Raw genomic sequence first — 12,726 nt, 5'->3', positions numbered from 1 at the left:
CTGATAAAGCGTAAAAATGCTTAGCTTTAATTATAACAAAAAATAGTAAAAAATAAAACCACCAAACAGCATCATTATTCACCATCGGGGTTTTTGGCGGTATTTTTTTTATTTACTTTTTGGACACAGGGCTCTCCCCCTCTCCGACACTCCGAAAAACACACAATACAGGTACATGGCCACCCAGACCACCGACAGCATCATCGAATCTTTCAAAGGAAAACGGATCGCCGTCGTCGGCGACATCATGCTCGACAAGTATATCTTCGGCCATGTGTCAAGGATTTCACCGGAGTATCCCGTTCCCGTCGTCGACGTGACCCATCAGGACATCAGGCTCGGGGGCGCTGCAAACGTGGCGCTCAACACCCTTTCGCTCGGCGCCGAGACCACCCTTTTCGGCGTGACCGGCGAGGATCAGGACCGCGGGCTCCTGCTCGGACTTTTCGGAAACATGGGACTGTCAGGAGAGGGCCTCGTCAGCGATCCCGCCCGTCCCACCACCTGCAAAACCCGCATCCTCTCACAGAACCACCATATCACGAGGGTCGACTTCGAAAAAAGGGATGAAATCAGTGAAAAGACAGCCGCCTCCATCATGGATGCCTTCAACGCCATCATCCCGGAAACTGACGCCGTCGTGCTTGAAGACTACAACAAGGGGGTGCTGTCACTGGAGCTCATCACTGCGCTCATCGCCGCTGCAAAAAGCCATGGTGTACCGGTTCTGGTCGATCCGAAACTGAAGAATTTCTTTGCATACCGGGGCTGCACGGTGTTCAAGCCGAACCTGTCGGAAATGGCGGCCTCGCTCGGCACCCCGGTGCCGAACAGCGACCGGGAGGTCGAGGAGGCGTGCCTGAGGCTGCAGGACCTTATTCAGGCTGAAGCGCTGGTGGTGACCCGGAGTGAAAAAGGAATGACGGTCTACGACGGATCCTTTACCCACATCGAGGTAAGTTCGCTGGACGTTGCCGATGTGTCGGGAGCGGGCGATACCGTCATCGGCACCCTCGCGCTCGGAGCCGCGGCGGGCCTCGACATCATCCGGAATGCCTCAATCGCCAACCTTGCTGCAGGAACTGTCTGCCAGGAGGTCGGGGCCGTGCCGGTCAAGCCGGAACGGCTCAAGCGGGTATGCAGGGAACATCCGGTACACTGAGCCGTTCGTCTCAGATGATGCAGAGGTGCCGGTCGACCTCTTCGGGATAGGGCGGGTTGTAGGAACGGTCGCCAGCGAGTTTTCGCAGGTTGTCCATCGAATAAAACGGCACTTCGAACATCGCCTGGTTGCTGACGGCGGAAGGAACGTCCGGGCCGGGATCGACATGCATCACAAAGGTCAGATGGATGGCATCGGGGCCTGAGGGAGCAAAGACCCAGAGACCCTGCACCTCTTTAACCCTGGAGTAGGCAGGGTTCAGCGGTATGAATTCCGGCACGCCGGTCATCGTAACCGCCACAGCATTCTCTCCCGCCGGCTCAAGGCCCGTCCTGACGATCATCTCCCGTTTCTGGAGAGGCCACGGGGTGTCGATGACCTGCCGCACCACATATTCAAGCGAATCGTTCCGCTCAAGCACCTCCATCTCAGTCAGATGGTGAACCCAGCGGCCGTAACTCGAGGTGTCATGGAACAGCGAAATGAGCTTCCTGAAGCCGGCAGGAATCTCCGCCACCCCCTTGAAGCCAAGTACATCCGAACCCTCGACCTTCGAGGAATAAATGCTGATGCCCCTGTGCTCAACCCTGAAATCCCATTTACCATTGAGGATCGAATGTACGTCCATGCCTGAAGCGGTTAGATGACTGAGGAAGGAGCGGCTGTTATACGGGACGGCCTGAGTTAAAAGGGAAAAATAACAATCAGGCGGAAATAAATTCCTCATAATTGCGGATTACGTCCCTTGAAGACTCTTTGAAGGGAGCCTTCACCGGCGTCCTGTATTTCTCGCGTTTCACCATCTCTTTCAGGTTGCAGAGGGTGTGGTAGGGCGTATCGATAACGGCGATGTTGGCAAGCCATGAGGGGATTTCGCCACCGGGCTCGATGTGAAGCCTGAATACCACCCTGCATCGATCCAGGGCGAGAGGGGTGATGTTCCACGCTCCCGTCAGGCTCGGCACCCGCACATAGCGGCTGTCGGGCGGAAGGAAGTCGGGAAGGCCTTCGATGCTGATGAACGCCTCGCCGGTCTCGGGATCCATGAACCCTTCCGAACGGCTGATGATCTCACGGTCGGTGACAGGCCACGGCGCGCTGACCACCTGGTATACCACCCGGCCGTCATCACCGGAAAGTTCCTGGAGGAGGCGCATCTCACTGGTCTTCCATACCCACTCGGTCGCGGACTCGATGTCGTAGAGCAATGCCAGAACAGCGTCCCGCGATGCATCAAGCTCGGCGACGCCGACAAAAGAGAGGAAATCCGAACTCGGGACCGGGCAGGTGAAAATCTTGAGCCAGTCGTTTTTCAGGCGGAGCGTGCAGCTCTCATTGTTGATTTTTTCAAGCAGTGACGGCATGTGGATTGACTGATTAAAGATGATTAATGAGTGAAGATGAAACGAGGTCCGGAACTCAAGGGACTACAGGAAGTTCTCCGGCCATGCGGACCACAGGGTCCGCACCCGAAACAAACACCCGGATCTGACCCTCGAAACCAAACAGCTGATGGGCTATGCGCGACTTGACTGCAAGGGCTACATACGCCCTGTCGCGGCGGAAGGATGCCGCATCAAAGGCAATCCCTCTGGCACTGCAGGACTTCCGGACCAGAGAAAGCAGGCGCCCGTCGTCCAGATAGCCGGAAATGAACCCATCAAGCGACGCGCGGTAGGCCTGTACGGAACTCTTCGGGTCATCAAGGATCTTAAGGGCAATGTCCTCAAACAGGCCTGAGCGGTACATCTCCTGATAGAACTCCGTATAGGGACGCCCCGTCACCCAGAAATCGGGAATGATGCCCCCGGCTGCCGACAGCGCATTCAGCTGAAGGTTCTTCGAAGCTGCTTTACCCTTCAGGGAATCAAGCACCCCGTAGAGACCTCCGGTTCTGTACACGGATACCTCGCTGGTTTTCCGGTAGAGTAAACTGTCGGGGTCACTAAAGAGTTTCCCCGGCATGATATTGGCCAGAGATTCATGATAATAGCGGTCACGTCCGCCCTCCCCCTTCACATACTGCCGCTGGATCTGCCTGCCGGAAGGCGTGTAGTACCTTGAAACCGTCAGACGGAGCATAGAGCCGTCGGAAAACTGCAGCTGGCGTTGCACGAGCCCCTTTCCGAACGTCAGCTCACCGACAATGACGGCACGATGGTTATCCTGCAGGGCACCGGCCAGGATCTCGGATGCTGAGGCGCTCCCCTTGTCGACGAGCACCACAAGCGCTCCTTTTTCGTATCCGTCTCCCGAATGTGCCACATAGCGGACATTCTCAGCCGAATTCCTGCTTTTCGTATAGACAATCAGCTGCCCTTCACCCAGAAACTCGTCAGCCACCTGCACGGCCTGCTCAAGAAACCCGCCCGGATTGCCCCGAAGGTCAACGATAAGACGCCGCATGCCGGCATGGCGGAGCTTCGTGAGTGCAAGGCGGAACTCATCGGCCGTTGTGGCCATGAAACGGCTGATGCGGATGTAACCGTTGCCGCCTTCGAGCATAAAGGCCGCGTCGACACTGGAGGTGGAAATCTTCCCCCTTGTAACCAGAAAGTCGAAACTCTTGCCGGAAAGGGGACGATAGACGTTCAGCAATACCCTGGTCCCGCGTTTCCCCCTGAGCTTGCGCATGACGTCCTGGCGGGAAATGCCGATGCAGGACACGGAATCGATGGCAAGGATCCGGTCGCCGGGAGCGATGCCGACTGCGGCACTCGGCCCGCCGGACAGCGGAGTGACAACAAGCAGTGTATCGTTGAGGACATCGTACTCGATGCCGATGCCATCGAAATTGCCATCGAACTCCGCCTGGGAATACGCGGCTTTTTCAGGAGCAAGGTAGAGGGTATGCGGATCCAGATAGCCGGCCATCCCCTGCACTCCCGCACCCGCAAGACTGTCGCCAGGGACATCATCGACATAAAAGGCCTTGATGAGCTCATAGGCCTCACTCATTTTTTTCTGCTCCCTGTAGCGATCTGTACCGTCACCGGCCATCCTGGATCCGAGAAAAACGCCGAAGGCCAGGACGACGAGCATCATCGCTATGGTCAGAATACGGGACATGGCAGAACACAATTAATACGATGGTGATGACAGAGGAAGGCAGTCCCGGGCAACAGCAGGAACCCGCAACCAGCCTCCGCTTTCATGAAGATACAGCTTAACCCGTCGCCGCCCAAAAACAGGACAGGTGACGTGCACAGGAAACGGATGCACGCCCGGCCTTACAGCAGGGAAGGGCAGCATAGAGCGCAAAAAGAACTCTTATCCGCAAGTAAAATGAACGCCCAAATAACAGCATACAAAAAAACCGAACAAGCAACCAACAAAAGAGATGACAAAAAACATTAAGAGAAAAGACAACAGCAACACGATATACCAGATAAGTCAACTGAAAGCCGAATAATGAAACAAAATAAGCGCCATATGAACAACCGCAAAGAACAGTGTGAAGCCAACCAACAACGACACAGCAGAAGAATATTACCAGCAACACAAACAACATAAAGCAAACATTCACCAAAAACATCTATAATCTTTTATTTAAACATCTTACCATACTTTATAAGATAAAATTATGACTTATTTGCGAGACGGGATAACCAGAGAGACAAAAGCACTTATTGCGACAAACAAGAAGCATCAAGGCAGTTATTGCCAACAATGGTTCAGTTGTTGTTGGCGACTGTTACGTTGAAACATAAATCATAAATACTCAAGACTTATCAACAACGCTTTGCGCGCCTTACACTTGATTTAACTGCGCTTAATGATGCACATCATCGGGAATTGATTGTGCCATCAATCAATCTCTGGAGATATGTTTTTCCAGTCAGTGTGAAGGGGGGAAGGAGGGGTTGTATGCGACGATGAGCTCAAGCTCAAGGCTGGCATCGAGGGGCAGACAGGCGACACCGACAGCACTGCGGACATGCCTCCCCCGCTCTTTGAAGATATCGAGAAGAACGGTTGAGGCCGCATTTGCGACAAGATGCTGACCGGTGAAATCCGGCTCGCTTGAAACATACAGCGTGAGACGAACCACCTGGGTGATGGCGTCAAGCGAGCCCGTTACCGTGCGTATGGCGGCAAGGGCGTTGATGAGGGCAATGCGCGATGCCAGGGAAGCATCCTCAAGACGGGCCGCCGAGACCCTGCCGACGCCCCCCCGGGAAGCCAGCACGCCATCTACCATCGGGAGCTGGCCGGAGGTATAAATCAGGTTGCCGGAAAGAATGGCCGGAGCGTAGAGCGGAGAGGCCGTTGAGGGGGAAGGCAGCACAAGGCCGGCATCCGCAAGATTCTGTTCAATGCTTTCCATATGCTGGGCTTCTCCTCAATGCAAATGGGTGACTGGATACTCGCTCCGGTTGCTTTTACCCTCTAAATTATTTAATGTCCGAGAAATATCAAAGCCAGCAACGCCATGAAGGCAAGAACCCCGTCATCAGCTCCCCTGCCCCGCATCACGGTGATCAGCAGCCCCGCGACATCCACTCAGGTAGGCAGCGGGACGGAATCGCTTCTCCTGAGGCTTGCCGGAGCTCCGCCGTGCATGATCCTCATCCGCGAAAAACATCTTTCCGGCAGGCAGCTCTTTGCTCTGGCCCGTGATGCACGGAAACTGCCGCTTACGGCAGGATCAAGGCTGCTGGTATCGGAACGCATCGACATTGCGCTGACGGTAGGGCTCGACGGGGTCCATCTGCCCGAAGAGGCCTGTCCCCTGCACCTGCTCCGGAAAGCCGCGCCTTCGCTCATCTTCGGGCGCAGCGTACACTCCCTCCGGGACGCAGTCGCGGCCGAGGAGGCTGGTGCCGGCTACCTGTTCTTCAGCCCGGTCTACAGCACGCCCTCCAAACTTGCCTTCGGTCCTCCTCAGGGGACGGAAAAACTCAGGGAGGTCTGCCGTGCCGTCTCCATCCCGGTCTATGCCCTCGGAGGCATCACACTGGAGCGCACGAAAGAGTGCATGGAGTGCGGGGCATGGGGCATTGCCGCCATAAGCCTTTTCTCCGGCAGCGAACACCTTCCGTCCACCATTGAAAACCTTTACAGGATAACAGGATGAACAGTCCACACTCACCCATCCTCTGCGTCATCACCGATGAGGACACCAGTCCGCTGGACATGGTCCCCCGAGCCCTCAGGGGCGGCGCGAACATGATCCAGCTGCGGCGGAAAACAGCATCAGGAAGAGAACTCTGCCGGCTCGCCGAAGCCCTCATTCCCTTCTGCCGCCAAGCCGGTGCACTCTTCATCATCAACGACAGGGCAGACATAGCGCTTGCGACAGATGCAGACGGCGTCCATCTCGGCCAGGACGACCTGCCGGTAGCGGCTGCGCGCCAACTCTTCGGACCGGGAAAAATCATCGGAGCATCGACATCTTCAGTGGATGAAGCCCTCAAGGCAGAACGGAACGGAGCGGATTATGCCGGATTCGGGCACATCTTTCCGACCGGCTCCAAAGCGAAGGGATACAAGCCTCTCGGACCCGAAGCAATCAGCCTCGCGGCGGCTGCTCTCAGGATCCCGCTCATCGCCATCGGGGGCATCACCCGCGAAAATGCCGGACCCCTCATTTCCCGTGGTGCGGCAGGCATCGCCGTCATCTCCGCAGTGACGAAGGCGGAAAGCCCGGAAGAGGCGGCCCGCAGCCTAATGGCCATCATGAACACCACACGTGCGGGAGAGGGGACATGAAGCGCTATGCAACCATCCTCGCCATCGCCGGTTCGGACGGGAGCGGAGGCGCCGGCATCCAGGCAGACATCAAAACCGCTGCGGCGCTCGGATGCTATGCAACGACAGTCATAACGGCCATTACAGCCCAGAACACCCGCGAAGTGGTGTCGATCCATCAACAGAGCGAAACGTGCCTCAGAGAGCAGTTTTATGCCATCTACAGCGATATTGCAATCGACGCAGTCAAAATAGGGATGCTCGGCAGCGGACGGATGGTTTCTGCAGTTGCAGAACTTGTCGCCATGCTTCCGCCCTCAACGCCCGTTGTCCTTGACACGGTGCTTCGTTCCTCCTCCGGCACCGCGCTCCTCGAGCCCCGCGACCTGGCTTTGTTCGTCGAAAAGCTTTTCCCCCTTGCCTCCATCATCACTCCGAACCTCCCAGAAGCTGCCGTCCTGCTCGGTCTCCCGCACGCACCCTCCACACCCGAGGAAACCGAAGCTGCGGCAAGGGCACTCTCCGGCCGGGGCGCAGGCTCTGTCCTGCTGAAGGGAGGACACGCTGCAGGAAATACCTGCAGCGACTGCCTCCTGTTTGAAGGGAGCATCACGTGGCTCACATCCGAACGGGTAGCAAGCCCCAACACCCACGGCACAGGCTGTACGCTCTCATCGGCTGTGGCCTCATATCTGGCAAAGGGAGAGCCGATGAGGGAAGCGGTCCGGAAGGCTAAAGACTACACCACCGAAGCCATACGGGCCGGAGCCCGATGGAGGCTCGGCCAGGGCAGCGGCCCGCTGCTGCACATCACGGGAGGGTTATAAAGGTAGGAACAGCCGGAGTCCGGGAACAGCCGGAGTCCGGGAACAGCCGGAGTCCGGGAACAGCCCTAACGGCGAACAGCCCTCACAAGGGAGGGCTGCACGTTGTCCGTATGATGTTCCGGACGACATCCGGACGGCAATAATCCGATGGGCTTATACGCCTCTCGGGAGCCGGCCGATGGAGTAGTAGGTAAAGCCTGACTGCTCCATGAACTCGGGGTTGTAGATGTTCCTGCCGTCAAAAACGACCGGAGAGAGAAGATCGCGCTTCATCATCTCGAAATCGGGGCTGCGGAACACCATCCACTCGGTCAGGATGACAAGGGCATCGGAGCCTTTCACCGCATCCTCGGGGTTGGCTGCATAGTAGAGATCGTCCTTCTTCCCGTAGATACGCTCGGCCTCTTCCATGGCGACAGGATCGTAGACCCTCACCACAGCACCTTCTTTCCAGAGCGCCTCAATCACCACGCGGCTCGGGGCCTCACGCATGTCATCGGTGTTCGGCTTGAAGGCAAGTCCCCATATGGCCAGAGTGCGGCCCTTCAGGCTGCCACCGAAGTGCGCTTTGATCTTTTCGACGATGCTCAGCTTCTGGTCGTGGTTGACTGCTTCGACCGCCTGCAGAATGCGTGAGTCGTAGCCGTACTTGCGCGCAGTGCGCTCAAGGGCCTGGACGTCTTTAGGGAAACAGGAGCCGCCGTAACCGACGCCGGGGTAGATGAAGGGAAAACCGATGCGGGAATCGGAACCGATGCCGCGACGCACGGCCTCGACGTCCGCACCGACGCGCTCGGAGATGTTGGCGATCTCGTTCATGAAGCTGATCTTCGTGGCCAGCATGGCGTTGGCCGCATACTTCGTCAGCTCGGCAGAGCGGACATCCATGGCCAGGAACCGCTCATGGCTGCGGTTGAAGGGCGAGTAGAGGAAACGAAGCAGTTCCTTCGTGCGGGGGTTGTCGACACCTATGACGATGCGCTCGGGCTTCATGAAGTCGTTCACCGCGTCCCCCTCTTTCAGAAACTCGGGGTTGGAAACGACATCAAAATCTATAGCTGCGGCGCGCTCGCTGAGGACCGAACTGATTTTCTCACGCACGAGATCGGCAGTGCCGACCGGCACGGTCGACTTGTTGATGACGATCCGGTACTCCTGCATGTGGGTGCCGATGCTCTCGGCGACGCTGAGCACATGGCGGAGGTCGGCCGAGCCGTCCTCGTCGGGAGGAGTGCCGACGGCTATGAACTGGTAGAGGCCGAACCCGACGCCCTCTGCAATGTCGGAAGTGAAACGGAGACGCCCTTCACGACTGTTTTCAATGACGATATCTTCAAGACCCGGCTCGTAAATCGGAATGTGTCCTTCCTGCAGGCGCTTGATCTTGTCCTGGTCGATATCGACGCAGAGCACGTCGTTGCCGACTTCAGCGAAACATGCACCGGTAACAAGGCCTACATAGCCTGATCCGAATATGGTTATTTTCATTACAGAGGCGTTTGGTTATAAAAAAACATGCCATTCCATTCGGATGGAGGGTTTTGATTTTACCACTTTCCTTCGGCTTTGTCAAAGAAAAGATTCTCTATTTCAGCGCGGGGGGGTGCTCTTCCGGCCCATCGGAATCAAGCCACCCCGCCCACTGCCGCACCCCCTCATTCGTGCCGTACCAACGGGTATGCGGGGTCGGCAGATGCTCGGCATCCGGGATGATGACGTTCTTTGCCCCCTCGAGGCGGCAGCTTTCAGCCGGTACGATCCCGTCTCCCGATGCATTCCCATCACCCCAGGTGCTGCGGTAGAACAGATGGCACATCTTTTCAGTGAGGGAGCCGGCGGGGGAACCGCGGTATTTGTCGCTGACGACGGAAACAACCCGGCATCGTCGAAAAAAACCGGGCGTGAGGTGCCGGTCGATGAAATCGGTCTTGAGCTTCGCATACTGCTCATGGGTGCGGAACGGCGTGCCGAGGGTAATGAGGCGCGATACCTGCTCTCCACGATGGTAGCAGTCACCCTGGAAGGGCTTTTCAAGGAGGTAGACCATGGCGACCGTCCCGCCACCGCTGTGGGCGACGATGGTGACCTTTTCTCCAGGGAACCGCTCCGCCATCCTCTTCAGCGAGCGGTCGATAACCTTCATCACCCGGTTCGTCGAGCGCTCCGGAGAGGGCGGGAATCCGATCCAGTCCCCAAGGCTGACCGGTGCAATCTCGATTCTCTCAAGGGGAACCCGTTCTGAGAGCGCAAGACGCATGCCCTGGTACAGGGAGTCCCAGAACAGGACCCCCGGTACGATGAGAACCGGCTGTGAAACCTGGGCGCTCATGGTTACGACCATTTCCTGAGGAGTTCGACAAGCAGCCGGACACCGAAGCCCGAGCCGCCGTTCACCTTGGCTGCGCCTTTGGCAGGGAACGAAGGACCGGCAATGTCGATGTGTGCCCATTTCTTGTGGCCGTCGATGAACTTCTCGAGGAACTTCGCCGCCGTGATGGTCCCTGCCCCCCGGCTTCCGGTGTTGCTGACATCGGCCACGTCGGACTTTATCTGCTCGTCGTATAGCTCCCAGAGAGGAAGGCGCCAGACCTTCTCGCCGGTATCGCGGGCAGCACCTTCGATCGCACCGGCCAAAGCGTCATCGTTGCTGAACAGGCCGGCGACCTGGTAGCCGAGAGCTACGATGCAGGCGCCGGTGAGGGTTGCAAGGTCGATGATGGCGTCAGGGCTGTACTTCTGAGCCGCATAGGTCAGGGCATCGGCAAGGATGAGGCGCCCCTCGGCATCGGTGTTGCCGACTTCGACCGTAATGCCCGAATAGGTGGTGATGACGTCACCGGGTTTCTGCGCGTTGCCATCCGGCATGTTGTCGGTAGCGGGAATCAGGCCGATGATGCGGACCGGAAGGGCGAGGCGCGCAGCCGCTTCAACAGCCCCGATGACGGCCGCAGCTCCGGCCATGTCGGACTTCATGTCGCCCATACCCTCGGACGGCTTGATGGAAATGCCGCCGGAATCAAACGTTACACCCTTGCCGACGAGGGCGATGGTCGCCTTCGCCTTCTTTTTGGGCACATAGTCCATGACGGTGAAGGTCGGTGGGTTGAGGCTCCCCTGGTTGACGGCAACAAGGCCGCCCATCCGGAGCGACTCTATCTCCTTTTTGCGAAGTACCGTCACCCCGTACCCGTACTGCTTGCCGGATGCAGCGGCAGCACGCGCAATGTCTTCTGCCTGCAGGTGGTTGCCGGGAAGGTTGACGAGATTGCGGGCCATCTCTTGCGCCGAACCGATGACAAGCCCTGAGGCCATGCCTTTTTCAGCAGCGGCGAGTGCCGAAGCCGGAACCCGGAGGGTCAGGAGGTCGATGCCCTTTTCAGCCTTCTTTGCCTTTCCCTTCGCTGCCGTTTTCTTCTCTCCTTTATCAAGTTTGCCGCTTTTCAGACGTTCAAACCGGTAGGCGCCGAACAGGCATCCCTCGACCAGCGTTTCAGCCACCGCCTCAATGCCGGGCTTTGCCTTGCCGCCGGCAGCCGGAAGATCGAAAACGATTCGGCGGGCTTCAAGGTCGACGGCCCTGGACGCTGCAGCAGTCGCTGCACGATGCCAGTCATCGAGGCTCCCGGCCTCGCCCGTGCCGACAAGCATCACACGAGGGGCACGAAGCTTACCCGGACGAGGGTAGAGAACGAGCGTATCGCCCGCCGCCGCCTTGAAATCATCCAGAGGGGCATCAGAAAGCCCTGCCGCCTCCAGAACCGGAGAAGCGGCTTTTTTGAGGCCTTCGCTGCTGAAGGGAAAGATGAGGAGGTCGGCGTCAAGATCCTGGAGCGCGGAGAATGTTGCGGCTGTTTTCATGATCGGTACGGCTGTTGGTTTCAGTAGGTGAAAGATTCGGGGTCTTTAAGGAATGCGCGGACGTCCTCGAGCAGGACCTGCTGCGCTCTGTCGGAAGAGAACTGGAACAGGCATCCCGCAGCGTTCATGTGCCCTCCGCCGCCGTATTTTTTGGCCAGCTGGTTCACATAGACCCTGCCGCGCGAGCGGAAACTCGCTTTCGTCCGTCCATCTGTCATCTCGACCATGAGGACGGCGATCTGGACCGACGGCACACTTAAAAGATATTGAACGATGAGATCGGTATCAAACAGCTTGCTGCCGGTGGCTTTCAGCATGTCGCGGGAGATGAAGAGCCAGGAGATCACCCCGTCATCGAGGATGGTGATGGAGGTGAGGGCGAGGCCGAGCAGCTTGAGCGCCTCTGGCGTCAGCGAATTGTAGATCCTGTCGTAGACGAGGGCGGCGTCCGCCCCTTTCGCCACCAGGTCGCCTGCCAGTGAATACACGTAGGGGCTGGTCTTCGGGAACCGGAAGGAGCCGGTATCGGTCATCACCGCGACATAGAGGGCCTGCGAGATCTCTTTGGTGAAAAGGTCCCGGCACTGCCGCTCCCCGATTGCCGAAATGAGGTCGTAGATCAGTTCCCCCGTTGAAGAGGCGTAGCTTTCACAGACCATGAGGTCCGCGAAATCATCCGGTTCGAGATGGTGGTCGACGCAGAGCAGGCGCATGGAACCCAGCTCCTTCGAGAACTGGACATGCGGCCAGAGCGAGCCCATCCGGTCACGGAGGTTGGCATCAAGCAGTACCGTCACGTCGGCAAGCGACAGCTCCTGTAAGGACTCCTCGTCCTTTGGGTCGAAATGGGTGATTGGAAAGCTCTCGGTGAGAAAGCGGTAGTTAGGGGGGACCGGCGTCGGGTTGAAGACGGTGACCTCCTTGCCGAGTGCACTGAGCACAAGGGCAAGGGCGACTTCCGAACCAAGGCCGTCGCCATCGGAATTCTCATGGGTGGTCAATACGACGTGGCGGGCATCAAGCAGAACGTCGATCAGAAGCGACCAGTCGGATCCGGAAAGTGTTCTTCCAAACTCAGGTAATATCATCGGTTTGCGGTAACATTTGCAGTAATAGAAATACGGTCGCTCATTCCAGCTCACTCCAGCTCATTCCATTCCAGTCCAGTATTCAATACCATCAGCATTC

12 protein-coding genes are annotated in these 12,726 nt (G+C 57.7%); 4 read left to right on the top strand and 8 right to left on the bottom strand.

Features of this window, described 5'->3' with window-relative positions; all coding sequences use genetic code 11:
• Window positions 1-175: 175 nt before the first annotated feature.
• Complete coding sequence (gene rfaE1, locus PLUT_RS05045) at window positions 176-1,162, top strand: D-glycero-beta-D-manno-heptose-7-phosphate kinase (RefSeq protein ID WP_011357700.1); 987 nt, start codon at window positions 176-178, stop codon at window positions 1,160-1,162.
• Between the two features lie 10 nt (window positions 1,163-1,172).
• On the opposite strand, the gene PLUT_RS05040 is transcribed toward rfaE1, so the two are convergent.
• From PLUT_RS05040 to PLUT_RS05025, 4 genes are all read right to left on the bottom strand, one after another.
• Window positions 1,173-1,790, bottom strand: coding sequence for an START domain-containing protein (locus PLUT_RS05040; protein WP_041463816.1), 618 nt, complete (start codon window positions 1,788-1,790; stop codon window positions 1,173-1,175).
• 76 nt (window positions 1,791-1,866) lie between these two features.
• Window positions 1,867-2,526, bottom strand: a complete 660-nt coding sequence (locus tag PLUT_RS05035) for an START domain-containing protein (protein WP_011357698.1) — start codon at window positions 2,524-2,526, stop codon at window positions 1,867-1,869.
• Window positions 2,527-2,581: 55 nt separating this feature from the next.
• Window positions 2,582-4,231, bottom strand: coding sequence for a S41 family peptidase (locus tag PLUT_RS05030; protein WP_011357697.1), 1,650 nt, complete (start codon window positions 4,229-4,231; stop codon window positions 2,582-2,584).
• A gap of 769 nt (window positions 4,232-5,000) precedes the next feature.
• Window positions 5,001-5,489, bottom strand: coding sequence for a RidA family protein (locus PLUT_RS05025; protein ID WP_011357696.1), 489 nt, complete (start codon window positions 5,487-5,489; stop codon window positions 5,001-5,003).
• A 105-nt stretch (window positions 5,490-5,594) separates the two neighbouring features.
• Between PLUT_RS05025 and PLUT_RS05020 the strand changes: the two genes are divergently transcribed.
• The 3 genes from PLUT_RS05020 to thiD are packed head-to-tail and all read left to right on the top strand — an operon-like array spanning window position 5,595 to window position 7,680.
• Window positions 5,595-6,239: a thiamine phosphate synthase gene (locus PLUT_RS05020; protein WP_011357695.1), complete on the top strand. Its 645-nt coding sequence runs from the start codon at window positions 5,595-5,597 to the stop codon at window positions 6,237-6,239.
• Window positions 6,236-6,874, top strand: coding sequence for a thiamine phosphate synthase (gene thiE / locus PLUT_RS05015; protein ID WP_011357694.1), 639 nt, complete (start codon window positions 6,236-6,238; stop codon window positions 6,872-6,874). Before PLUT_RS05020 ends, thiE begins: the two co-directional genes overlap by 4 nt.
• Window positions 6,871-7,680, top strand: a complete 810-nt coding sequence (gene thiD, locus PLUT_RS05010; RefSeq protein ID WP_011357693.1) for a bifunctional hydroxymethylpyrimidine kinase/phosphomethylpyrimidine kinase — start codon at window positions 6,871-6,873, stop codon at window positions 7,678-7,680. The genes thiE and thiD overlap by 4 nt, the downstream gene beginning before the upstream one ends.
• A 153-nt stretch (window positions 7,681-7,833) precedes the next feature.
• Here thiD and PLUT_RS05005 read toward each other — a convergent pair whose 3' ends face one another.
• The 4 genes from PLUT_RS05005 to PLUT_RS04990 form a co-directional block, all read right to left on the bottom strand.
• Window positions 7,834-9,168, bottom strand: a complete 1,335-nt coding sequence (locus tag PLUT_RS05005) for a UDP-glucose dehydrogenase family protein (RefSeq protein WP_011357692.1) — start codon at window positions 9,166-9,168, stop codon at window positions 7,834-7,836.
• A 97-nt stretch (window positions 9,169-9,265) separates the two neighbouring features.
• On the bottom strand, window positions 9,266-10,009 hold the full coding sequence (locus PLUT_RS05000; RefSeq protein WP_049752360.1) for an esterase/lipase family protein: 744 nt from the start codon (window positions 10,007-10,009) through the stop codon (window positions 9,266-9,268).
• A 2-nt stretch (window positions 10,010-10,011) separates the two neighbouring features.
• Window positions 10,012-11,538 (bottom strand): leucyl aminopeptidase, encoded by a 1,527-nt coding sequence (locus PLUT_RS04995; protein WP_011357690.1) that lies wholly within the window; start codon window positions 11,536-11,538, stop codon window positions 10,012-10,014.
• A gap of 20 nt (window positions 11,539-11,558) precedes the next feature.
• Window positions 11,559-12,626, bottom strand: a complete 1,068-nt coding sequence (locus tag PLUT_RS04990; RefSeq protein ID WP_011357689.1) for a DHH family phosphoesterase — start codon at window positions 12,624-12,626, stop codon at window positions 11,559-11,561.
• Window positions 12,627-12,726: the final 100 nt, after the last annotated feature.

This window comes from Pelodictyon luteolum DSM 273 (genome assembly GCF_000012485.1).
Lineage (GTDB): Bacteria > Bacteroidota > Chlorobiia > Chlorobiales > Chlorobiaceae > Chlorobium > Chlorobium luteolum.
This window is presented reverse-complemented; position numbering and strand designations above follow the sequence as displayed.

Excerpts from the sequence above, each read along its gene's own strand:
- rfaE1 (WP_011357700.1), top strand. The coding sequence starts at position 176 with ATGGCCACCCAGACCACCGACAGCATCATCGAATCTTTCAAAGGAAAA.
- PLUT_RS05040 (WP_041463816.1), bottom strand. The coding sequence starts at position 1,790 with ATGGACGTACATTCGATCCTCAATGGTAAATGGGATTTCAGGGTTGAG.
- PLUT_RS05035 (WP_011357698.1), bottom strand. The coding sequence starts at position 2,526 with ATGCCGTCACTGCTTGAAAAAATCAACAATGAGAGCTGCACGCTCCGC.
- PLUT_RS05030 (WP_011357697.1), bottom strand. The coding sequence starts at position 4,231 with ATGTCCCGTATTCTGACCATAGCGATGATGCTCGTCGTCCTGGCCTTC.
- PLUT_RS05025 (WP_011357696.1), bottom strand. The coding sequence starts at position 5,489 with ATGGAAAGCATTGAACAGAATCTTGCGGATGCCGGCCTTGTGCTGCCT.
- PLUT_RS05020 (WP_011357695.1), top strand. The coding sequence starts at position 5,595 with ATGAAGGCAAGAACCCCGTCATCAGCTCCCCTGCCCCGCATCACGGTG.
- thiE (WP_011357694.1), top strand. The coding sequence starts at position 6,236 with ATGAACAGTCCACACTCACCCATCCTCTGCGTCATCACCGATGAGGAC.
- thiD (WP_011357693.1), top strand. The coding sequence starts at position 6,871 with ATGAAGCGCTATGCAACCATCCTCGCCATCGCCGGTTCGGACGGGAGC.
- PLUT_RS05005 (WP_011357692.1), bottom strand. The coding sequence starts at position 9,168 with ATGAAAATAACCATATTCGGATCAGGCTATGTAGGCCTTGTTACCGGT.
- PLUT_RS05000 (WP_049752360.1), bottom strand. The coding sequence starts at position 10,009 with ATGAGCGCCCAGGTTTCACAGCCGGTTCTCATCGTACCGGGGGTCCTG.
- PLUT_RS04995 (WP_011357690.1), bottom strand. The coding sequence starts at position 11,538 with ATGAAAACAGCCGCAACATTCTCCGCGCTCCAGGATCTTGACGCCGAC.
- PLUT_RS04990 (WP_011357689.1), bottom strand. The coding sequence starts at position 12,626 with ATGATATTACCTGAGTTTGGAAGAACACTTTCCGGATCCGACTGGTCG.